This window comes from Fodinicola acaciae (assembly GCF_010993745.1).
GTDB lineage: Bacteria > Actinomycetota > Actinomycetes > Mycobacteriales > HKI-0501 > Fodinicola > Fodinicola acaciae.
The window spans coordinates 1,237,056-1,257,862 of record NZ_WOTN01000001.1 but is presented as its reverse complement, the minus strand read 5'-3'; the positions used below and the strand labels follow the sequence as shown (position 1 = coordinate 1,257,862).

At 70.0% G+C, this 20,807-nt stretch carries 20 protein-coding genes, 1 pseudogene and 1 riboswitch; of the genes and pseudogenes, 5 read left to right on the top strand and 16 right to left on the bottom strand.

Going from position 1 to position 20,807, the window contains the following annotated elements:
* Positions 1 to 39 precede the first annotated feature (39 nt).
* Positions 40 to 1,134: a helix-turn-helix transcriptional regulator gene (locus GNX95_RS05825; protein WP_163506099.1), complete on the bottom strand. Its 1,095-nt coding sequence runs from the start codon at positions 1,132 to 1,134 to the stop codon at positions 40 to 42.
* Positions 1,135 to 1,209: 75 nt separating this feature from the next.
* Here GNX95_RS05825 and GNX95_RS05820 point away from each other — a divergent pair, with 75 nt between their 5' ends.
* Positions 1,210 to 1,791 (top strand): dihydrofolate reductase family protein, encoded by a 582-nt coding sequence (locus GNX95_RS05820; protein ID WP_163506098.1) that lies wholly within the window; start codon positions 1,210 to 1,212, stop codon positions 1,789 to 1,791.
* 16 nt (positions 1,792 to 1,807) lie between these two features.
* On the opposite strand, the gene gcvP is transcribed toward GNX95_RS05820, so the two are convergent.
* From gcvP to GNX95_RS05805, 3 genes are all read right to left on the bottom strand, one after another.
* A complete protein-coding gene (gene gcvP, locus GNX95_RS05815) occupies positions 1,808 to 4,657 on the bottom strand; it encodes an aminomethyl-transferring glycine dehydrogenase (protein ID WP_163506097.1) in 2,850 nt (949 codons plus the stop codon).
* A 123-nt stretch (positions 4,658 to 4,780) separates the two neighbouring features.
* A riboswitch (glycine riboswitch) is annotated at positions 4,781 to 4,876 on the bottom strand.
* 63 nt (positions 4,877 to 4,939) lie between these two features.
* The gene (locus GNX95_RS05810) at positions 4,940 to 5,371 is read right to left on the bottom strand and encodes a nucleoside deaminase (RefSeq protein WP_222853414.1); all 432 of its coding nucleotides are present in this window, start codon (positions 5,369 to 5,371) and stop codon (positions 4,940 to 4,942) included.
* Positions 5,371 to 6,186 (bottom strand): LLM class flavin-dependent oxidoreductase, encoded by an 816-nt coding sequence (locus GNX95_RS05805; protein WP_163506096.1) that lies wholly within the window; start codon positions 6,184 to 6,186, stop codon positions 5,371 to 5,373. The genes GNX95_RS05810 and GNX95_RS05805 overlap by 1 nt, the downstream gene beginning before the upstream one ends.
* Before the next feature lie 93 nt (positions 6,187 to 6,279).
* Between GNX95_RS05805 and GNX95_RS05800 the strand changes: the two genes are divergently transcribed.
* Both GNX95_RS05800 and thrS read left to right on the top strand, forming a co-directional pair.
* Positions 6,280 to 6,738, top strand: a complete 459-nt coding sequence (locus tag GNX95_RS05800; RefSeq protein ID WP_163506095.1) for an Lrp/AsnC family transcriptional regulator — start codon at positions 6,280 to 6,282, stop codon at positions 6,736 to 6,738.
* A gap of 97 nt (positions 6,739 to 6,835) precedes the next feature.
* A complete protein-coding gene (gene thrS, locus GNX95_RS05795; RefSeq protein ID WP_343034770.1) occupies positions 6,836 to 8,191 on the top strand; it encodes a threonine--tRNA ligase in 1,356 nt (451 codons plus the stop codon).
* Between the two features lie 111 nt (positions 8,192 to 8,302).
* Here the strand turns inward: thrS and GNX95_RS05790 are convergent, their stop codons facing one another.
* The 9 genes from GNX95_RS05790 to clsA form a co-directional block, all read right to left on the bottom strand.
* Positions 8,303 to 8,833, bottom strand: a complete 531-nt coding sequence (locus tag GNX95_RS05790) for a MerR family transcriptional regulator (protein WP_163507867.1) — start codon at positions 8,831 to 8,833, stop codon at positions 8,303 to 8,305.
* A 324-nt stretch (positions 8,834 to 9,157) separates the two neighbouring features.
* Positions 9,158 to 9,625 carry a bifunctional nuclease family protein gene (locus tag GNX95_RS05785; protein WP_163506093.1) on the bottom strand — a complete coding sequence of 156 codons (468 nt, stop codon included), beginning with the start codon at positions 9,623 to 9,625 and terminating at the stop codon, positions 9,158 to 9,160.
* A 127-nt stretch (positions 9,626 to 9,752) separates the two neighbouring features.
* A complete protein-coding gene (gene ftsR, locus GNX95_RS05780; RefSeq protein ID WP_163507866.1) occupies positions 9,753 to 10,496 on the bottom strand; it encodes a transcriptional regulator FtsR in 744 nt (247 codons plus the stop codon).
* Between the two features lie 50 nt (positions 10,497 to 10,546).
* Complete coding sequence (odhI, locus tag GNX95_RS05775) at positions 10,547 to 10,984, bottom strand: oxoglutarate dehydrogenase inhibitor Odhl (RefSeq protein WP_163506092.1); 438 nt, start codon at positions 10,982 to 10,984, stop codon at positions 10,547 to 10,549.
* A 205-nt stretch (positions 10,985 to 11,189) separates the two neighbouring features.
* Positions 11,190 to 11,576: a glycine cleavage system protein GcvH gene (gcvH, locus tag GNX95_RS05770; protein WP_163506091.1), complete on the bottom strand. Its 387-nt coding sequence runs from the start codon at positions 11,574 to 11,576 to the stop codon at positions 11,190 to 11,192.
* Between the two features lie 87 nt (positions 11,577 to 11,663).
* The gene (locus GNX95_RS05765; RefSeq protein ID WP_163506090.1) at positions 11,664 to 12,770 is read right to left on the bottom strand and encodes a DUF881 domain-containing protein; all 1,107 of its coding nucleotides are present in this window, start codon (positions 12,768 to 12,770) and stop codon (positions 11,664 to 11,666) included.
* 4 nt (positions 12,771 to 12,774) lie between these two features.
* Complete coding sequence (locus GNX95_RS05760) at positions 12,775 to 13,107, bottom strand: small basic family protein (RefSeq protein ID WP_163506089.1); 333 nt, start codon at positions 13,105 to 13,107, stop codon at positions 12,775 to 12,777.
* Positions 13,108 to 13,110: 3 nt separating this feature from the next.
* Positions 13,111 to 13,989, bottom strand: coding sequence for a DUF881 domain-containing protein (locus GNX95_RS05755; RefSeq protein WP_163506088.1), 879 nt, complete (start codon positions 13,987 to 13,989; stop codon positions 13,111 to 13,113).
* A complete protein-coding gene (clsA, locus tag GNX95_RS05750) occupies positions 13,986 to 14,588 on the bottom strand; it encodes a cardiolipin synthase ClsA (RefSeq protein WP_163506087.1) in 603 nt (200 codons plus the stop codon). Before clsA ends, GNX95_RS05755 begins: the two co-directional genes overlap by 4 nt.
* Positions 14,589 to 14,618: 30 nt before the next feature.
* Between clsA and GNX95_RS05745 the strand changes: the two genes are divergently transcribed.
* Positions 14,619 to 15,038, top strand: a complete 420-nt coding sequence (locus tag GNX95_RS05745) for a TIGR03668 family PPOX class F420-dependent oxidoreductase (protein WP_187369600.1) — start codon at positions 14,619 to 14,621, stop codon at positions 15,036 to 15,038.
* 14 nt (positions 15,039 to 15,052) lie between these two features.
* On the opposite strand, the gene GNX95_RS05740 is transcribed toward GNX95_RS05745, so the two are convergent.
* Both GNX95_RS05740 and GNX95_RS05735 read right to left on the bottom strand, forming a co-directional pair.
* The gene (locus GNX95_RS05740) at positions 15,053 to 16,207 is read right to left on the bottom strand and encodes an SWIM zinc finger family protein (RefSeq protein ID WP_163506086.1); all 1,155 of its coding nucleotides are present in this window, start codon (positions 16,205 to 16,207) and stop codon (positions 15,053 to 15,055) included.
* Complete coding sequence (locus tag GNX95_RS05735; protein WP_246281518.1) at positions 16,204 to 18,795, bottom strand: DEAD/DEAH box helicase; 2,592 nt, start codon at positions 18,793 to 18,795, stop codon at positions 16,204 to 16,206. The genes GNX95_RS05740 and GNX95_RS05735 overlap by 4 nt, the downstream gene beginning before the upstream one ends.
* A gap of 282 nt (positions 18,796 to 19,077) precedes the next feature.
* On the opposite strand from GNX95_RS05735, the pseudogene GNX95_RS44595 reads away from it, so the two are divergent.
* A pseudogene (locus tag GNX95_RS44595) lies at positions 19,078 to 19,467 on the top strand (hypothetical protein); the annotation flags it as partial.
* Between the two features lie 85 nt (positions 19,468 to 19,552).
* On the opposite strand, the gene mshC reads toward GNX95_RS44595, so the two are convergent.
* Complete coding sequence (gene mshC / locus GNX95_RS05725) at positions 19,553 to 20,794, bottom strand: cysteine--1-D-myo-inosityl 2-amino-2-deoxy-alpha-D-glucopyranoside ligase (protein ID WP_163506083.1); 1,242 nt, start codon at positions 20,792 to 20,794, stop codon at positions 19,553 to 19,555.
* Positions 20,795 to 20,807: the final 13 nt, after the last annotated feature.

Here is a 20,807-nt window from a genome sequence, read left to right as displayed (position 1 = left end):
TTTTCGGCCACGGTCCGCGCCGCGGCCGGAAGGGTCTCTCTACGCCGACTGTGTCGCAGTGAGCGAGACGGCGTAGTGATCGACGAACAGCCGCGCGACCAGGTCGCCACGCGAGCCGGTGCCTGACTTCGCGAAAATCGACTTCAGATGGTCCTGCACCGTGTAAGCCGACACCCGCAACCGGTTGGCGATCTGCTTGGTGGACAGGCCCTGCGCCACCAGCTCGGTGATCCGCCGCTCGCTTTCGGTGAAGCCGTACGCGTGCACCATCAGCGGCGCCAGCTCAGCCGGCCGAGCGGTCTCCAGCATGACCGCGACCGGCGCGTCCGGACCGCTACCGAGCAGTGAACCGCGGACAACCAGCCACTGACCTGATCGTGTACGTGCACGCACCTTCGCCGGCCGCGGGTCCACCGATGTGCTGGCACAGATGGCCCGTGCCTGTCGCGCGACCGCCAGCACCACCAGTGGCAACCGCGCACCGGCACGGTCGCCGGTTTCAAGCTCGCGCAGCCAGCGATCCGCGACGCCGTTCGACATGCTGACGCCGTCGTCGACGTCGAGGACGACGACACCGACCTCGTCCTGACCGGCGTTTGCGCCTTCCAGCAACAGACCCCGGCGCACTCCGTCGGCGATCAGCCCGGCCATCGACGACACGAATGCCACCTCGGTGGAGGTGAAATTCGGCCGGCCCGCCTCGCGGAAGATCGTCAGCGCACCCCAGGTCGCCAGCTCGTTGCCGAGCACCACCCGCAGCTCGTCGGCGAAGCCGCCGGGCCGGCGGACCTCCCGCTGGCGCAGGCTGAGGTCCAGATCGCCGGCCGTCACCTCACTCAGGCTGGCCGCCGGACGGCCGGATCGAGCGAGATGGACCCATTTGTTGTAGTCCGGCTCACGCACCTCGATCTCCACCAGCCGCAGCATCGCGGCGGCCGGCAAACCGTTCTCCACATACTCCGCGGTCGGCAGCATCGTCGCTGGGTCGACCGTCATCAGGCAGCTGCCCTCGCTCGGCACGGCACGGGCCAGCAGGTCACCGGCCGCACGGGAGAACTCGGACACCGGCAGGCCGCGGTGCACCAGCCGGACGACGTCGTCCCGTACCCGCGTCCGGACCTGCGCATTGATCATCCGGCGACCCTACGCTCGCGACACCCCAGAAGTCTGGGATTCCACACCGGGCGCCGGTCAGGGGATGCTCAGGTCATGAGCATCATCCGACTCGAAATGACCATGTCGGTCGACGGCTACGTCGCCGGACCACGAGACAGTGTTGAGACACCGATGGGCGTCGACGGTTTCCGGCTGTTCAACTGGCTCGACCGGCGCGAGGATCCCGGACCGAGCGGCGAGGTGTACGCCGAGGCGATGGCCACCCGCGCTCTCATCTCCGGCCGGCGCACATACGAGCACGCCAACCACTGGCACGGCGACCACCACGACGGCGTACCGATCTTCGTCCTGACCCACGAGGTGCCCGACGAGCCGCCGCCCGGCAGCGTCCGCTATGTCACCGACGCGCGCGAGTGTGCGGCGCAGGCGAGAGCGGCCGCCGGCGACGGCGACGTGATGGTGCACGGCGCCGGCGCGGCGCAGGCCCTCCTACGAATCGGCGAGCTCGACGAGCTGCACCTGCATGTCGTGCCGGTGCTGCTCGGGCAAGGGCGGCGGCTGTTCGACAACCTCGCCGCCGACCATGTCGAGCTGGAGCTGGTGCGCTGCCTGACCACGCCGTCGTCGGACAAGCCCGAGCATCAGGTCATGCATCAGCTCTATCGCGTTCGTTAGCGGCCTGCGCGGCCTCTCAGTCCTCGAACGCCTCCGGCGCCGGACACGAGCAGACCAGGTTGCGGTCGCCGTAGGCGCCGTCGATCCGCCGCACCGGCGGCCAGTACTTGGTCGCCGGCCGGACACCGGCCGGGAAGGCAGCCAACTGCCGGTCGTACGGATGCGACCAGTCCTCGGCCAGCGTCGCCGACGTGTGCGGCGCGTTCACCAGCGGATTGTCGTCCTTTGGCCACTCGCCGGCGCCGACCCGGTCGATCTCGGCCTTGATGGCGACCATCGCCGCCACGAACCGGTCCAGCTCGGCCAGGTCCTCCGACTCGGTCGGCTCCACCATCAGCGTGCCGGCCACCGGGAACGACATCGTCGGCGCGTGAAAGCCGTAGTCGATCAGCCGCTTCGCCACGTCGTCCACGGTCACGCCGGTCGCCTTGGTGATCGGCCGCAGGTCGAGGATGCACTCGTGCGCCACCAGGCCGTCGGTGCCGCTGTAGAGCACCGGGAAATGCCCCGAGAGCCGCCGTGCCAGGTAGTTGGCCGCCAGCACGGCGCTGCCGGTCGCCGCGCGCAGCCCGTCCGGGCCCATCAGCCGCAGGTAGGCCCACGAGATCGGCAGGATGCCGGCCGAGCCGTTGGCCGCCGCGGCGATAGGACCGACCGCGCCGCGACCCGGCAGGTAGTCGGCGAGGTGCGCGCGTACGGCCACCGGCCCGACACCGGGACCACCGCCGCCGTGCGGGATGCAGAAGGTCTTGTGCAGGTTGAGATGCGACACGTCACCGCCGAAGCGACCCGGCTTGGCGACCCCGAGCAGCGCGTTGAGGTTGGCTCCGTCGACGTACACCTGGCCGCCGGCGTCGTGCACCGCCGCGCACACCTCGGCCACGGCCTGCTCGTAGACGCCGTGTGTCGACGGGTATGTGATCATCAGCGCCGCCACGTCGTCGCGGTGCTTGTCCAGCGTCTCGCGCAGGTGCGCCAGGTCGACGTTGCCGTCGTCGTCGCACTTCACCACCACGACCTTCATGCCGGCCATGACGGCGCTAGCGGCGTTGGTGCCGTGCGCCGAGGACGGGATCAGGCAGATGTCGCGGTGGTGATCGCCGTTCGCATCGTGGTACGCGCGGATGGCGAGCAGGCCGGCCAGCTCACCCTGCGCGCCGGAGTTGGGCTGCAGGCTGACCGCGTCGTAGCCGGTCGCCTCGGCCAGCCACGTTTCCAGGTCTGCCACCAAAGCCGCGTATCCACCGGTCTGCTCGGCCGGCGCCAACGGATGGATGCCGGCGAACTCCGGCCAGCTGACCGGCTCCATCTCGACCGCCGCGTTGAGCTTCATCGTGCAGGAGCCGAGCGGGATCATGCCGCGGTCCAGGCCGTAGTCCTTGGCCGCGAGCCCGCGCAGGAAACGCATCATCGCGGTCTCCGAGCGGTGGCTGTGGAAAACCTCGTGCCGCAGGTAGTCGGACTGGCGCAGCAGCGGCTCGGGAAGGCCGTCGCCAGTCGCCGTGTCCAGCGCCGCGATGTCCACATCGGACACTCCGAACGCCGACCACACCGCGGCGATCCGCTCGCTGGTCGTCGTCTCGTCGCAGGCGATGCCGACCAGGTCGTCGCCAGCCTGCCGGAGGTTGATGCCGCGCTGCGCCGCCGCGGCGACGTAGTGCGCCGCTTTTCCGCGCGTACGCACCAGAATCGTGTCGAAGAACGACTCGTGCTCGATCTGGAAGCCCGCGTTGCGCAGGCCGGCGGCGAGCACGGCGGCGTACCGGTGTGCGCGCTGCGCGATCAGCCGCAAGCCCTCCGGTCCGTGCCAGGCGGCGTAGAAAGCGGCGATGTTGGCCAGCAGCACCTGGGCCGTGCAGATGTTGCTGGTCGCCTTCTCGCGACGGATGTGCTGCTCACGCGTCTGGAGAGCGAGCCGGTAGGCCGGAGCGCCGTCGGCGTCCTTGCTGACGCCGACCAGCCGGCCGGGCAGCATCCGCTGCAGGCCGTCGCGTACCGACAGGTAGCCGGCGTGCGGACCACCGAACATCAGCGGCACGCCGAAACGCTGCGACGAGCCGACCGCGATGTCCGCGCCGAACTCGCCAGGCGTACGCAGCAGCGTCAGCGCGAGCAGGTCGGCGGCCACCGCCACGAGCGCCTGCCGCGCGTGAGCCTGCGTGACGATGTCGGTGATGTCGCGTACGACTCCGGAGGCACCGGGATATTGCACGAGTACGCCGAAAAAGTCGCCGTCCGGCAGGCCGGCAGAGAGATCGGCGTCGACCAGCTTGATGCCGAGACCGTCGGCGCGGGTGCCGACCACCGCGCGCGTCTGCGGCAGAACGTCCGAGTCGACAAGGAAAGCCGCGTCTTTCGGCGCCTTGGACGAGCGGCGCGCCAGCGTCATCGCCTCGGCGGCGGCGGTCGCCTCGTCCAGGAGACTGGCGTTCGCGATCGGCAGTCCGGTCAGGTCCTCGACCATCGTCTGGTAGGTCAGCAGGGCCTCCAGCCGGCCCTGGCTGATCTCCGGCTGGTACGGCGTGTAGGCGGTGTACCAGGACGGGTTTTCCAGCACGTTGCGGCGGATCACCGGCGGCGTGATCGTGTCGTGGTAGCCGAGCCCGATCATCTGCGCCATCGGCTTGTTGCGGCCGGCGTACGCGCGCAGCTCCGCGGTCACCGACGCCTCGGTGCCGGCGGCCGGCAGGTCGAGCGGCTCGTCCAGCCAGATGCTCGCCGGCACGGCGGCCCGCAACAGCGCGTCGACCGAGTCGTAGCCGACCGTGGACAACATCTTCTGTCGATCGGCGGCCGTCAGGCCGATGTGGCGGCGCGCGAACGGCACGCCGGCGGTCAGCTCGTCGAGCGTGGGACGGTCGGTCATCGTCGACTCCGGAGGTTGGACGGCCCTGTACCTAACCTCCCCCTCTGTCATTGGGACCTGAGAGCTTCGCCTTTCGGCTTGCACCGTCGGTGAGGCGCACCGGCGCCTGCTTTCCAGAGGTGTCTCACCCGTACGGTCCGTTGGCCTGAGAGGTTCCGGGGAGGATTGCTCCTTCGGCGCCTCGAACTGGCTGCTCGAGGACTCTCCCGTGCGGGGTCGGCAACACCGCTCACGCTACCAGCGGCACCGGCCGTACGCCTTCTCGCCACACCCACGTCACATTCACGGGTAGTAGCCCTCGACCGGCACCCGCGCCAGGTCGAACAACGCCGGTCCGTCGTACTGGATCGCCGGCGGCGCGACCGGTGAGCGCAGGCTGTTGAGCTGCTCGGTGGACAGTGCGAACACCACCCGCCCGAGGCCGGACCGCTCGATGGCGCCCGTGCACATCTGGCATGGCTGGCAGCTCGTGTACATCGTGGTCTTCGCCGCGGTGGCCGGATCCAGCTCACGCGCCGCGTACCTGGCCAGCTTTTGCTCCGGATGCTGCGAAATGTCGGCGTCGCGAATCGTCGTGTTGTGCTCCTCGGCCAGCACCTGCCCGTCCGGCCCGACCAGCAGCGACGCGAACGGCGGATCGCCGCCTTCGCGCGCCTTCACCGCCAGCTCGATCGCACGCCGCAGAAAGGTCTCGTCGTCAGCCGTCAACGCCATCAGTTGTCTCCTTCGATGAATGCGGCTCCTACGGTCGCGAGCGCGCGCCAGGCGACCTCCGGCCGCCGGGTCTCGTCCGGATCGCCGCAGAACGGATCGAGCACGACGGCCCGCGCGCCGAGCTCTCGCAGCCGCTGCAGATCGCCGACGACCTGGTCGATCGTGCCTTCGCCGGCGAGCCGGTCGTCGAGTGGTTTGTCGGTCAGCCGCAACGCGATCCGTGGCGCGAGCGGCACACCGTCGAGCTTGCCGACCTGCTCGGCAAACCAGTCGAGGCGGAACCGCAGCGGATGCCACGCGGCACCAAACCGTACGGCTCGCCGGATCGCCGCCGCGCTGTTGCCGCCGACCCAGATCGGGATCCGCGTGGCGCGGTAGTCGGCTTCGTCGCGCCACACCGTCGTGATCGTGTGCAGGTATTCGTCGGTCAACGCGCCGCGATTTTCGAACGGCACACCGAGCGCCGCGTATTCCTGCCTGGCCCAGCCGACACCGACCCCGAGCACGAACCGGCCGCCGCTGAGGTCGTGCAGGTTGGCCGCCATCCTCGCGGTCAGCAGCGGATGCCGATATGGCAGCACCAGCACGGTCGTGCCGAGCTGGATGCCGGTCGTGCTGCCGGCGAGCCAGGCGAGCGTGGTGAACGGCTCGTAGAACGGCGCCGGATATTGTGCGGCCACGTCCGATGTCACGCTGACGTGGTCGGAGAGCATCAGCAGGTCGAAACCGAGGCCCTCCACCGTCTGTCCCCAGGCACGCAGCACGCCAGGGTCGGTCCCCGGACCGAAGTTGGGCACGTTCACGCCAAGTCGCACGGCTCCACGCTATCCGCGCCAGACAACGATCCGGAAGAGATTCCTCACGGCGTACGCGCTGTCTCGCCGGGGATCTCCCGGTAGTTTGGCGTGATGACCGTGGATCTCGACGCGACCGACTGGGCCATCCTGGTCGAGCTGCAGGCCGGTGGCCGGATGCCGCTCACCGAGCTCGGCAAGCGGGTCAACCTGAGCGCGTCGGCGACGACCGAGCGCGTACGCCGGCTGGAGAACACCGGCGTCATCACCGGCTATCGCGCCGAGGTCGATCTCGCCGCCGCCGGCTTCACGGTGCTGGCCGTCGTACGGCTCAAATATCCTGGCAACCAGCACGAGCCACTGCACAAACTGCTGCGCGAGCGCACCGAGATCCTCGAGTGCCTGCGTACGACCGGCGACGACTGCTATTCGCTCAAGGTCGCGGCCGCCTCGATGCCGCACCTGGAGCGGATCGTCGACGAGCTGGCCCAGTTTGGCAGCACCACGACCAACGTCGTCTACAGCCAGCCACTTCCCTACCGCGGCCCACTCGCCCCACCGGGCGCCCCGTAAGCACCGCGGGTTTGGAATCGAATGTGCAAGTGTGGGGCACTTCTGCCGCGAAGAGTCGCCCACACTTGCATATTCGATTCGAGGGCGGTGACAGGCGGTGCTACGGTCGTTGCATGCAGCGCGCTTTTGTGACGACGACGCCGGAGAAGGTCCCGGCGCGCTGATCCATGCAGCTTCCAAGCCCCGGGGCGAGTGCCCCGGGGTTTTTTCGTGGCCACTCGCTCATGTCAACGAGGAGACCACCATGTACGACCACCGCAAACTCGGCCGCGAGCTCGGCCTGTTCGACTCCGACCCGCTGATCGGCGCCGGCCTGCCGTACTGGCTGCCAGCCGGCGCCACCATCCGCCAGGTGCTGGAGGACTACGTACGCGATGCCGAGCGCCGTGCCGGCTATCAGCACGTTTATTCGCCAGTGCTGGGGAAAAGAGAGCTGTACGAGATCTCCGGCCACTGGTCGCACTATCGCGACGACATGTTTCCGCCAATGGATCTGGGCGGCGAGCAGGTCGTGCTGCGGCCGAGCCTGTGTCCGCATCACGCGCTGATCTATCGCTCGCGATCGCACAGCTATCGCGAGCTGCCGCTGCGGATGGCCGAGCTCGGCGGCATGTATCGCTCGGAGCTGTCGGGCGTGCTCGGCGGGCTCACTCGCGTACGCTCCATCCAGCTCAACGACGCGCACATCTTCTGCGGCCTCGACCAGGTCGCCGAGGAGGCGGCTGGCGCGCTCCAGATGATCCGCGCCGCGCACGCCGACCTGGGGATCGCGGCCAGCCGCTATCGACTGTCGCTGCCAGGGCCCGGCGGCAAGTACGTGGCCGGGGCGGACATGTGGCGGCGCGCGGAGGCGATGCTGCTGGACGTGCTCGACCGCACCGGCATCGACTACGAGGCCGCCGAGGGCGAGGCGGCCTTCTACGGACCGAAGATCGACGTACAGATCGTCGACAGCGCGGGACGCGAGTCGACCCTGTCGACCGTACAGATCGACTTTCACCAGCCGGAGCGCTTCGGGCTGGAGTACGTCGGCGCGGACGGTGCCAAACACCGGCCGGTCATGGTGCACCGCAGCATCATCGGCAGCGTCGAACGAGCCGTCGCTCAGCTGATCGAGGTCTATGGCGGCGCGTTCCCGGCCTGGCTGGCGCCGGTGCAGCTGGTGGCGATCCCGCTGTCCGACGACGAAGTGGCCGCCGCGGACGCGCTCGTACGCCGGTGCCTTGCCCTGGGGCTGCGCGCTGAGGTGTCCGCACCGGAACGAGGAAGCCTCGGCGCTCGTATCCGGGACGCTCGGCTGGTGCCGTACCAGGCGATCGTCGGCGCCAAGGAGGCGGCGAACGACGAGGCGTCACTCCGGCTGCGTGGCGGCCACCGCCTCGACCCGCTGCCGACCGACGACGCTTTGGCCTTGGTCAGGGCCAACGTCGACGCCCACGCCATCACCCCGTAGCCCGGCAATGTCCGAATCTGCTGTCCGAATGGAACCGACCGGAGTATTTGCGCGGGTCAAGCCACATCCGACGACGCAATCGGATTCCGATTGCGTCGTCGGACCCGCAGGCTAGCCGATGCGGCGGGCGCGGCGGGCGGCCAGCTCGTCCGGCACCGCCGGCTCGACCTCGACGCCGCCGTCGGCGCGTTCGCCGGGCAGGTGCGCCAGCTCGCCTTCGACCTCGCGGAAGGCGCCGGACACGGCGATGCCGAAGACACCCTGACCGCCTTGCAGGAGGTCGACGACCTCCTCCGGCGACCGGCACTCGTACACGGTGGTGCCGTCGGAGATCAGCGTGATCTGCGCCAGGTCGCGTACGCCGCGGGAGCGCAGCTGGTCGACGGCCAGCCGGATGTTCTGCAGCGAGACACCGGCGTCCAGCAGCCGCTTGACGATCTTCAGGACGAGGATGTCGCGGAAGCTGTAGAGCCGCTGCGAGCCGGAGCCGGCGGCGGACCGGATGCTCGGCTGCACCAAGCCGGTGCGGGCCCAGTAGTCGAGTTGCCGGTAGGTGATGTGCGCGGCCGAGCAGGCGGTGGGGCCGCGGTAGCCGATCAGCTCCCGACCGTCGGACCGCTCCGGCTCGGCGACGAACAGCACCCCTTGGTTCTCGTCCGGCGCGCCGGCGGCGACCGGAGTCGGGCCAGCGCTGGTCCGGTCAGGGCGTACGTCTGACGGCCGGTCTGCTCCGCCGGTGCTGCCGTGCTCGTCCACTGACGACCTCCGCTGTGGGACCGTGCCTAAGACCGGACCGTAGCGCCAGCCGAACCCCGGCGCTCGCCGTCCGGAACGCCTCCGCGTTCCGACCCCCTGACCGTATGAGGCGGGACACGCCGGGTCAACGCAGCGCCTCGGCGTGTCGAACTCTCGACCTCAACTTCACCCTGACGCTGCAGAATCTTGTCCGAAATGCACGGTTTACCGTCAGGAGCCGGCGAAGTCGTCCGGCGAGATGTTGTCCAGGAACTCGCGGAACTTCTCCACCTCGTCCTCCTGCTCGTCCGGGATGATGATCCCGGCCGAGTCGAGCACCTCGGCGGCGCAGGAAATCGGCGCACTCACCCGCAGCGCCAACGCGATCGCGTCCGACGGCCGCGCGCTGACCCGGATGTCGTCGCGGAGCACCAGGTCGGCGTAGAAGATGTTCTCCTTGACCTCGGTGATCTCCACCCGCTGCAGCGGCGAGTCGAGCGCGACCAGCACGTCGCGCAGCAGGTCATGGGTGAGCGGCCTGGACAGCTTCACGCCCTGCTGCTCGAAGGCGATCGCGGTGGCCTCCACCGCGCCGATCCAGATCGGCAGATAACGCTCGCCGCTGGTCTCCTTGAGCAGCAGGATGGGTGTGTTGTTGGGAAGTTCGACTCGCACGCCGACTACGTGCAACTCGTTCACCAGTCGCCTCCGTCTGACGTGTTCGATCCCGCGCTCGCATTGTCGACACTACTCGTCCGACGCCGCGATGCGCACTGTAATGGGCACTGTATTGAGCACTGTAACGACCGGTGCGCGAGTGCGATTTTCAAGCGCCGAAAGTGGATCTCAGCTGCGTCTGGACCAACGCCGCGTGCAGCCGGATGGACAGCGCGGCCAGCTCGCGCAGTGTCTCCTCGGCGCGGCCCTTGGCCTGCGGACCGCGTTGCTGACCGACTGGACCGACGACCTGCTCGAAAAGCCCCACCTCGCGTTGCGCGGAGGTGGCGAACGCGCGCAGATGGCGCGGCTCCAGGCCGTAGCCGGTCATCTCCACGATCGTACGCGCGATCATCAGCATGTCGTCGTCGTAATAGCCGTTGCGGGACGCGATCAGGCCGTAGCCCTCCAGCTCCTTCAACAGCTCCTCGGACAGTCCGGCCGCCTCGACCAGCTCGCCTCGCGACATCCTCAGCTCCCCCGGCGCGGCCGACCACGGCGCGTCCCTCGGCTCACCCTGGAAACGCTGCCGCGGCTCGGCGTCGGCCAGCTCGACCGGCGACAGCGCGCGCGGTACGCGCAACACTGGCGTGCCCGGTCCCGGCCCGGCCGGCTTCTCACCGCGATCCAGTGCGTCCAGTTGCTCGCGGATCACCTTCAGCGGCAGGTAGTGGTCGCGCTGCGCGAGCAGCACGTACTTCAGCCGTGCGACGTCCGCGTGCGTGTACTTCCGGTAGCCGGCCGCGGTCCGCTCCGGCTCCACCAGCCCCTCGGCCTCCAGGTAGCGCAGCTTGGAGATGGTGATGTCGGGAAACTCCGACCGCAGCCGCTCCAGCACCTCGCCGATGCTCATCGACGCCCGGGAGCCGCCTGCCGAAGCGGCGGCCGCACCGGGTCGGGCCGTCACGACCCGGCTCCCCCCGTCGCCGGCCCCAGCAGGAAGATCAGCCGGAACTTGCCGATCTGCACCTCGTCGGAGTTGGCCAAGGTGGCCTGCTCCACGCGCTCACGGTTCACGTACGTGCCGTTCAGGCTGCCAACGTCGCGAACGCTGAAGGTGCCCTGCTCGCGGCGGAACTCGGCGTGCCGGCGGGACACCGTCACGTCGTCGAGGAAGATGTCGCTCTCCGGGTGCCGGCCGGCGGTGGTCACGTCGGTGTCCAACAGGAACCGGCTGCCGGCGTTGGGACCGCGGCGGACGACCAGCAGAGCGGCGCCTGGCGGCACCTGCTCGGCCAGCCGGGCTCCCAGGTCCTGGGTGTTCTCCTCGGTCTCCGGCTCGGCGCCGATGGCGCTGAAAATCTGGGTCGAGGACAGGTCGCGCTCGGCACGATCGTTCATCGGGTCACCAGGCCCTTCTGGTTGCTTGCCACGATCGCCGTCACGGTCACCGGGCTCCTCTTCTCGCTGCTGTCATCAGTACGTTTTCACATCCGCGATGCGAAGTTTCCATCGCGTCACCCCGCCGGCCGGTCGTCGGCGCCAGACGCGACGCAGGCCGGCACCGAGCGTAGCCAGCGGCCAAAAGCAGGGTCAACGCAGGTCCTCAACCGGCGATCAGCGCCTGGTACGCCGCGGCGTCCAGCAGGTTGTCCGCCGCGCCTGGGTCGGACGGGGTGATCTGCAGGATCCAGCCCTGTCCGTACGGGTCGGAGTTGACCAGCTCCGGCTGCTCCTCGAGCGCGTCGTTACGCGCCGCGACCGTGCCCGAGACCGGCGCGTAGAGCTCCGAGACGCTCTTGGTCGACTCGATCTCACCGATCGGGTCGCCGGCCTCGACGGTGGCACCGACCTCCGGCAACTGGACGAAGACGATGTCGCCGAGCGAGTCCTGCGCGTATGCCGTGATGCCGATCTTCCAGTCGCCGCCGGCGTCGACCCACTCGTGCTCGGACGTGTAGCGCAACTGGTCCGGCGTGTCGGACGTGGCCACCGCTCCCCCTGTCGTGATCAGGCACCGGTCGTGCGGGGTGCCTCCGTTGCAACGTCACCCGCGGCGGCCGAGTTCCGCCGCACCGGGTCAAGACGTCGGGCGAGCGTACTGAGGGGTCGTCGGGGCCCGCAACGCGGACACGCTGACGGTGTCTCGCTGCTGGATGTCGATCTTCGCACCCTGCTGGCCCACCGTGTCGACCACCCCACCGGGGATCTTCAACGCGGTCTGCAGCGTCGACGGATCGCCGATGGCCAGCACCGTGTACGGCGACTTCAGCGTGTGTCCGTCGACGTTGATGCCGCCTTGGCCGTCCAGGAAGTACGACGACACCACGATCCTGGCCTTGCCACCGGCCGCGTCGTTCAGCTGGATGGCCTCCGCGCCCGCGCCGCGAAGTTCCTCGATCGCGTCCAGGACCACGTCCGCGGTCAACGCGCCCTTGCTGTCGGTGATGGTGATCTGCAGACCGGGGCCGGTGGCCGGCACCGTCCCGGCGAGCAGGCCGAGGTTGCGCAGCCGGCGCCGCGACTCGGCCAGCGCCGCGTCGCTGCCGGCGTTGCCGGAGTTGAGCTGCTGGCGGGTGGCCTGCAGGTTGGCGATCTCGGCGCGCAGCCGGTTCTGCCGCGAGTCGAGGTCGTCCAGGATGCGGACCAGATCCTCCTCGCGCGAAGAGACCTGCGTGCCGCTGCTGTCGGTGCTCCGGGCCTGCACGACGATGCCGAAGCCGAGGAGCGCGGCCAGGACGCCGATGACCGCGCCGGCACGCGATCGGCGCAGCCGGCTGAGCACTGGCTGAGGCGCGCCGGCGCGCTGTGGAGCGGCCAGCAGCTCTGTCGGCTCGTCCGTCGGTGCGGCTGTTGGTGCGGCAGTTGACGCGGCAGTTGACGCGGCAGTTGACGCGGCAGTTGACGCGGCAGTTGACGCGGTACTGCCGTCGCGGGCCTTCTCGTGTGCACCGGAGGGACCGTGGTCGCTCTTCACCAGGTCGACTGGCAGCGCGATCCGTTCCGTACGGTCACTGTCGGCGCTGGTGTCCGGTGCCGCCGCCGGTGACGTGCTCGAGGTGATCTCGATGGCGCGCGGCAGGTCGATCCGCTCGGTCTTGTCCGGATCGGCGTTCAGCGGCCAGCTGAAGCCGGTGGTCGGTTCCTTGTCACGGTCGCGGTCACCGTCGCGGTGCTGGTCGCTCATCGGCTCACGCTCGGAACAGGTGCCGCCGGATGGCCGCGGCGTTGCCGAAGATCCGGATGCCGAGGACGACCACCACACCGGTGGACAGCTGGCCGCCGACCCCGAGCTTGTCGCCGAGATAGACGATGACCGCGGCGACCAGCACGTTGGACACGAACGAGACGACGAACACCTTGTCGTCGAAGATGCCGTCCAGGCGCGCGCGGATGCCGCCGAAGACCGCGTCCAGCGCGGCCACCACCGCGATCGGCAGATACGGCTGCAGCGGCGCCGGCACCGACGGGTGCAGCAGCACGCCGAGCACGATGCCGACTATGAGCCCAATGGCGGCGATCACCGGTCACTTACCTCCTGGCGGGGAGCCTACGGGCTGGGCGTATCGCAGGTTCGGCGACATCGCCGCCGGCAGGTTGAGGCTGTCGGCCGCCGCCACCTTCAGCGTGATGCCGTACTGCCGGTTGTACGACCGCAGCTGCACGGCCGCCGCGGACCGGTTGAAGCCCTGCGGCAGGAGCTTCGGGTCGCCGATCGCGGTCACCTCGTACGGACTGCTCACCGGCTCCAGATCGACCAGGATCGCCCCGCCGGCGGCGCGGATGGTCGAGACCGGCGAGAGCCGCTGGCCGTCGACCGCGACGGCCTCGGCTCCGATCGACCACAACGCGTTGACCACGCCCTGGAGATCGGTGTCCTGCACGCGCCACAGGTTGTTGGTGGTGTCTCGCGTCTGGTCGCCGTCGGTCACCGTCACCACGACGCCGGGGCCGCTCACCGCGCCGAGGCCGGTGCCCGCCTCCAGCTGCTTGAGTTGGCTGGCCAGCTGGCTGCCTTCGGTGTCGTTGGTGCGCCGCGAGCTGCGGCCGGCACTGATCTGCTCACGCAGCGCCTGCGCCTGCCGGTCCAGTGCCTGCGCGCCGGCGTTGCCCTGCCGGATGTCGGTCAGCAGCACCTGCCGCGTACGCGCTGCCTGTGGTGCGTTGGCGACCGTCTCGTTGTACGCGGTGACCAGCACGAGTCCGACCACGACCGCGGCCACCGCGCTGGCGACCCGGTGCCGGGTCTGCTCGGCCTTGGTCGGTGGCCCGGTCTCGGCGCGGCGTCGGGCCGCCGCCGAGTAGCCGCCGTCGAGGTGGTTGTTGAGCAGGTCCGTGAGCATCGCCGCACCTGGCGAGAACAGCTCGCGAGACCACCGGCCGGTCTTCCTCGCCGGTCGAGTCATCCGCTCACCTGCTTCCGGGCCGCGCAGCGAGCCTCCCGGATCACCGTCGCCGCCTGTACGGCATAGAGGCCGGCGGCCCAGTAGAACAGGCACGCACCCCAGATCGCGAAGGCCCACGCGATCGGTCCGGCGATCCGGCCGGCCACGCCCGGCTGCACCGACAGCAGCAGCAGCGGGAAGCCGTACATCAGCACGAAGGTGGCGGCCTTGCCGAGCCAGTGCACCGGCAGCGGGCCGTAGCCGTGATAGCGCAGCACCGGCAGCAGCGCGAACATGAACACCTCGCGCGCGATCAGCGCGATCGCGAACCACCACGGGATGATCTCCCGCATGGCCAGCGCGTACAGCGTGGAGATCATGTAGAGCGCGTCGGCGGACGGGTCGAGCAGCTGGCCGAGCCGGCTCACCTGGTTCCACCGGCGGGCCAGGAAGCCGTCGAGATAGTCCGAGATGCCACTACCCACCAGCACCGCGATCGCGATCAGATCCGTGACCCGGTGGTCCTCGGGGACCAGCACCAGGTAGAGAAAGACGGGGACGCCGAGCAACCGGATGAAACTGAGCAGGTTGGGCACGGTGAAGACCGAGTTGCCGACCACGTGTCCAGCCTAGCTGGCTACCGTTGGCGCGTGCGGCTGACCTCGGAGGAGTCTCGGCGGCGGTTCGCGGCGGCGCGGGTGGCGCGGATGGCGACCGCGGCCGGCGACCGGCCGCTGCTCGTGCCGGTGACCTTCGCGGTGTCCCCCGACGACATGGCCGACGTCGTCTACGTCGCCGTCGACCACAAGCCGAAGTCGACGCGCCGGCTGCGCCGGCTTGAGCACATCGAGGCCAATCCGTCCGTCTGCTTCCTCGCCGACGTGTACGACGACGACTGGGAGCGACTGTGGTGGTCGCGCGCCGACTGCACCGCCACCGTCACCGACTCGTCCGCCGAGGCCGTCGAGCTGCTGGCCGCCAAGTATCCGCAGTACGCGCGGACGCCACCCGCCGGGCCGTACATCGTGGCGCGGGTCGACGCCTGGCACGGCTGGTCGTACGCCGGCTGACCTCCGCGCGGTCGTCAGCTCAGCTCGCCGAGCGCGGTCACCGGATCGGCCGCGGCGGCTCCGGCCGGCCACCACTGGCCGGACTCGAGCCGGTACGGGTGCCAGCGCGAGTCGCGGCCATAGCGCAACTGCCAGCCGCGCTCCGGCCAGGTCCACCGGTTGCCGTCCACAGTGGACTGTCCGAGGTCCTCGCCGTCCCAGGCCGCCGCGATCGCCGCGGTCGCCTTCGCCAGCACCGAGACCGGCGCCTCCCATGGCTCGTCCAGCACGGCGAGGCCGGTGGCTCCGGCCTGCTGCCACGCACGTACGGACCGGTCGAAGTCGGCCGGCCGGCTGGACCTGTCGCGCAGCCGGTCGGACAGCTGGTGCGTCGCGGCAAGCCGTACGCTGTCGCTCCACTCGTCGCACGGTGTTTCGACGCCGGCCAACAACATCTTGGCGCGCGCGGCCGCGTCCGCCACCAGCAGCCGCAGCGCGTCGGCCTCGACACCGGGCCCGTCCGGCACGTCGGCGATCGCGCTGCCTGGCAGCACCACGTCGATGCGTGGCAGCGGTGAGATGTCCTTCGCGTAGGCCTGCGCCGCTGGCGTGCCGCCATCCGGCTCTGTGGGTGTCGTACGCGCGCGCAGGTCGTCCAGCAGGTCGGCGCTGTCGCGGCCGCGCATCAGCAGCAACAGGAACGGATCCTCGTCGACCAGCCAGGAGACCTGATAGCAGAGCGCGGCCGCGTGCTTGCACGGCAGTTCCCAGGACGGGCACTCGCACTCGGGTTCGAGGTCGCCGATCTCCGGCAGCAGCGGCACCTCCGCGTCAGCGGCCGTCTCGACCAGCTCGCGCGGCATCTCGCGGTCCATCAGCGCGGCGATGTGGCCGGCCTTGGCGGCGATCTGCTCGGCGATCCGGTCCCAGTCGGCGACGGTCAGCTGGCCGACGAAGACCACCGTCCGGTAGGTCGCGGCCTCGGCCTCGTCGTGTACGTCCGCGGAGATCCGGCCGGGACTGACCGTGATGGATCCGACCATGCCGCGGTTGGCATAGCGGCGGCCACGGCGCAGCTGGCCGGCGTCCAGCGAGGTGTCCTCCATCGCCTTGACCCAGGCCTTCCCCCACCACGTACGCGCGCTGCGCTGCGGACCCGGGGGGAAGGCGGCGAATCCACGTGCGTTCATCGGCTCCCCCTCAGCTCGACCAGGTCGGCCAGCTCGCGGTCGGACAGCTCGGTCAACGCGGTCTCACCAGACGACAACACGGCGTCGGCGAGCTGGCGTTTGCTCTGCAACAGAGCCGAAATCCGGTCCTCCACGGTTCCTTCGGCGATCAGCCGGTGGACCTGGACCGGCTTGGTCTGGCCGATCCGGTACGCACGGTCGGTCGCCTGTTCCTCGACGGCCGGATTCCACCAGCGGTCGTAATGTACGACGTGGTCGGCGCGCGTGAGGTTGAGTCCGGTGCCGGCGGCTTTCAGCGACAGCAGGAAAACCGGCGCCTCGCCGGCCTGGAACCGGCGCACCATCTCGTCGCGTTGTGCGACCGGTGTGCCGCCGTGCAGCAGCAGCGGCGACAGGCCGCGATCGGTCAGGTGCCGGTCGAGGAGCCGAGCCATCGCCACGTACTGCGTGAAGACGAGCATCGCGCCGTCGCCGGCGGTGATGGTGTCGACCAGCTCGTCGAGCAGCTCGAGTTTTCCGGACCTGCCGGCGAGGACGGGATCGTCCTCGCGTAAATACTGCGCCGGATGGTTGCAGATCTGCTTGAGGCCGGTCAGCAGCTTGAGGATCAGGCCGCGCCGAGCGATCGCGCTGCTCGCTCGGATCTGCGCCATCGACTCGCGTACGACCGCCTCGTACAGGGTGATCTGTTCGCGGCTGAGTGGCACCGGCCGGTCGGTCTCGGTCTTGGCCGGTAGTTCCGGCGCGATGCCGGGGTCGGATTTCTTGCGGCGCAGCAGGAAAGGTCGTACGAGCCTGGCGAAGCGTTGGGCGGCGACCGGATCCTCGCCGGACTCGATCGCGCTGGCCCAGCGCGACCGGAACGCGCCGAGCGAACCGAGCAGGCCAGGCGTCGTCCAGTCCAGGATGGCCCACAGCTCGGAGAGGTTGTTCTCCACCGGCGTGCCGGTCAGCGCCACGCGCGCGCCGTGGCGGATCGTACGCAGCGCTTTCGCCGTCTGCGACGACGGATTCTTGACGTGCTGTGCCTCGTCGGCCACGACCATCCCCCAGCGGTGGCCAGCCAGCGTGGCGGTGTCGCGCCGCATGGTTCCGTACGTCGTGAGGACGAAGCCGTTGTCGTCCAGTGCTCGCTCTGTGCCGTGGAACCGGCGTACGGCCACACCTGGCGCGAACCGCGCGATCTCGCGCTGCCAGTTGCCCAGCAGCGAGGCCGGACACACAACCAGCGTCGGGCCCGTCTGCCGGTGCAGATGCAAGGCGATCAGCGTGATCGTCTTGCCCAGACCCATGTCGTCGGCCAGGCAGGCGCCGAGGCCGAGTGACGTCATCCTGGCCAGCCAGCGAAGGCCGCGCAGCTGGTAGTCGCGCAGGTTGGCGGCCAGCCCGGCCGGCGCGTCGACCAGGTCCGCACCACTGTCCGGATCGGCGATCCGCCGGCGCAGCGCCTCCAGCCAACCGGTCGTGACGACGTCGACGTGCTCGCCGTCGATGTCGGTCGAGCCGCCCAGGGCGGCGCCGAGTGCATCCAGCGCGCTCAGCGGCTTGAGATCGCGTTCGCGCGCCTTGCGGATCAGGTCGGGACTGACCAGCATCCAGCGGTCGCGCAGCCGTACGACCGGCCGCTGCGCCTCGGCGAGCTGGTCCAGCTCCGCCTCGGTCAGAGGGTCGCCGCCGGCGGCCAGCTGCCAGCGGAAGGTGAGCAGCTCGTCGCCTCCGAGGAAGCCGGCCAGGTCGCTCGGCGCGTCCTCGGAGGGGCCGATGATCGTACGTGCGGACAGCTCCCGCACCAGCTCACGCGGCCAGTGCACGTCGACACCGGCCTCCGCCAGCGCCGCCGCCGCGCCGCCGGCCAGCTCGCTGAGCTCGTCGTCGCCGAGCACGAACTCGTCGGGCACGGCGACCTGCAACAACCGCTCCAGTGGCGGCCACACGCGCGCCGCTCGGCGCAGCGCGACGGTCGCTTCGACGGTCGCGCGCGGTCCGAGGCCACCGTTTGTCCAGAGCTCGGCGGCGTCGACCACCAAGGTCGGATCGGTGACGCTGTGGACCTGCACCACCGCGCGGAACGGCCCCGGCATCGCCGCCTCGAGCCGCAACGACACGCGTACGTCCGGGTCGAGGGTCGCGGAGATCTCCTCCGACCAACCGTGCAGCTCCGGCAGCCGCAGCGGCTCGGTCGCCGCGTACGCGCGTTGACCCGCGGCCAGTGGCGCTGCCGGCGACCGTGGCATCGTGTCGGCCACCGCGTCGACGTACGCGCGGAGCAGGTCTTCCGCCGCTGGCAGCGACGTGCCGGCGGTCGGTGTGGCGCGCGCCTCCGGTGGCATGGCGGCCGCGAGCCGGCGGATCAGGTCGATGTCCGCGCTGGTCAGCGGCCCCACCCGCCACGCGTCGTAGCCACCGGCGGTGACGCCTGGCAGGATCCGTCCGGCCGCGACCAGCTTCAGCGCCAGCCGGGTCGCGGCCGACCAGAACGCGGCGGCCGGATCGTCGGCGGCTCGCAGGAGATGTGGGATGGCTTCGGCGACGGACAGCCGGATCGCCGGCATCCGTACGCGCTGAAGGTCACGATCGACAACGGTCAACTTGTCAGCGGACCGCACCCGCGGCCCCCACCAGGCAACACGACCCGTCCTTGGCGGATCGGCTGGTTCGAAAACGATTGGCGTGTGGTCAGGAAGCTCCGGCATACCCTCCGCTTTCCGCTCGTTCGCGCCGTACAACGGCGAGCCGGCGACCGGTGTTCCCGCGAAAGCGGACGAAAACGGTCAGCAAACTCTGACCGGAGGGACGAGCCCGACCGCAGTGCCAGCATGTCCTGCCAGTAACGGTTACGGTCTGTTTCGAAACAGGCCCTAGATCGGCGGGTGGACCTGACCCGCGTCTTCCCGGCCGAGACCCTCGCCGACGCGCTGGAGCCGTGGGCCTGGGTCGGCATCGGCGACCAGAAGCCGCTGTTCACCTCGCTGTTCGGTGACGTGTTCTTCAGGTCGGCAGACGGCATCTGGCTGTTGGACACGCTGGAAGGCCGCTTCGAGCGGATCTGGGACGACGCGGCCGCGCTGAAGGCCGAGGTCGACACCGAGGAAGGTGCAGACCACTATCTGCTCGCCGGCCTCGCGATGGCCGCGTACCGGGCCGGGATCGCGCTCGGCGACGACGAGATCTACGCGTTCAAGGTGCCGCCGGTGATCGGCGGTGGCTTCGACGTGTCCAACCTCGGGGCGATGTCCTTTCCGGTCATCCTGTCCATCCTCGGCCAGGTGCACGAGCAGGTGCGCGCCCTGCCGGCCGGCACCGAGATCACCCGCTTTCCGGGTCGTCGACTGAGCCGCACCGCCGTCAGCGAAGCGGTATGCCGAGAAGCGCGTCGGCGGCCTGGGCGACCAGCGCCGGAGCGTCGCGGTCGGTGGCGGCGGCCGTACGCGAGTCGTCGGCCCAGCGGTCGAGAGCCGCGAACGCCGCGGGTGTGTCGAGGTCGTCGCTGAGCCGATCGCGGATCCGCGCGATCACCGGCGCGGCCGGCGCCGCGGTGTCTTCGGCAGCGGCCGCGCGCCAGCGAGCCAGCCGGTCCTGCGAGGCGGCCAGCAGGTCGTTGCTCCACGGCCGGTCGCTGCGGTAGTGCTCGGACAGCAAGCCGATCCGTACGGCCGCCGGGTCGACGCCGTCGCCGCGCAGCCGCGAGACGAAGACCAGGTTGCCGCGCGACTTGGACATCTTCTCGCCGTCCCAGCCGATCATGCCGGCGTGCACGTAATGCCGCGCGAACGGCCATTGCCCGGTCAGCACCTCGGCGTGCGCGGCCGACATCTCGTGGTGCGGAAAGCGCAGGTCGGATCCGCCGCCCTGGACGTCGATGTTGCCGCCGCCGAGATAGCGCAGCGCGATCGCCGCGCACTCGATGTGCCAGCCTGGCCGGCCGGCGCCGAGCGACGACGGCCAGCTCGGCTCGCCCTCGCGCGCGCCACGCCACAGCAGCGGGTCGAGCCGGTGCCGCTTGCCGGCACGGTCCGGATCGCCGCCGCGCTCGGCGAAGTACGCGAGCATCGTCGCCTCGTCATAGCGTGACTCCGAGCCGAAGTGCGGATCGGTCGAGATGTCGAAGTAAACGTCCGCGGTGCCATCGGTCAGGGTGTACGCGGCGCCGTCGACCAGCAGTTTCTCGACCGCCTCGACGATCTCCGGCACCGACTCGACGGCGCCGACGAAGTGGTCCGGCGGCAGCACGCGCAGCGCTTCCATGTCCTCGCGGAACAACGCCGTCTCGGCCATCCCGAGCACGACCCAGTCGGCGCCGTCGCGCTCGGCGCGCTCCAGCAGCGGGTCGTCGATGTCGGTGACGTTCTGCACGTACGCGACCCGGTGGCCGGCGTCCCGCCACATCCGGTTGACGAGGTCGAAGGTCAGGTAGGTGGCGGCGTGGCCGAGGTGGGTCGCGTCGTATGGCGTGATGCCGCAGACGTACATCCGCGCCGGGTCGCCGGGCGCCGTCGGCCGCACCTCGCCCGTCGCGGTGTCGTAGAGCCGCAGCTCCGGGCCGCGTCCAGGCACGGTGGGGACGTCGATCGGCGACCAGGATTCCATGCGTCGAGCCTAA

Excerpts from the sequence above, each read along its gene's own strand:
- GNX95_RS05765 (WP_163506090.1), bottom strand. The coding sequence starts at position 12,770 with ATGAGCGACCAGCACCGCGACGGTGACCGCGACCGTGACAAGGAACCG.
- gcvP (WP_163506097.1), bottom strand. The coding sequence starts at position 4,657 with ATGACCGACCGTCCCACGCTCGACGAGCTGACCGCCGGCGTGCCGTTC.
- GNX95_RS05740 (WP_163506086.1), bottom strand. The coding sequence starts at position 16,207 with ATGAACGCACGTGGATTCGCCGCCTTCCCCCCGGGTCCGCAGCGCAGC.
- GNX95_RS05755 (WP_163506088.1), bottom strand. The coding sequence starts at position 13,989 with ATGACTCGACCGGCGAGGAAGACCGGCCGGTGGTCTCGCGAGCTGTTC.
- odhI (WP_163506092.1), bottom strand. The coding sequence starts at position 10,984 with ATGAACGATCGTGCCGAGCGCGACCTGTCCTCGACCCAGATTTTCAGC.
- GNX95_RS05825 (WP_163506099.1), bottom strand. The coding sequence starts at position 1,134 with ATGATCAATGCGCAGGTCCGGACGCGGGTACGGGACGACGTCGTCCGG.
- mshC (WP_163506083.1), bottom strand. The coding sequence starts at position 20,794 with ATGGAATCCTGGTCGCCGATCGACGTCCCCACCGTGCCTGGACGCGGC.
- GNX95_RS05800 (WP_163506095.1), top strand. The coding sequence starts at position 6,280 with ATGACCGTGGATCTCGACGCGACCGACTGGGCCATCCTGGTCGAGCTG.
- GNX95_RS05810 (WP_222853414.1), bottom strand. The coding sequence starts at position 5,371 with ATGGCGTTGACGGCTGACGACGAGACCTTTCTGCGGCGTGCGATCGAG.
- ftsR (WP_163507866.1), bottom strand. The coding sequence starts at position 10,496 with ATGAGCATCGGCGAGGTGCTGGAGCGGCTGCGGTCGGAGTTTCCCGAC.
- GNX95_RS05820 (WP_163506098.1), top strand. The coding sequence starts at position 1,210 with ATGAGCATCATCCGACTCGAAATGACCATGTCGGTCGACGGCTACGTC.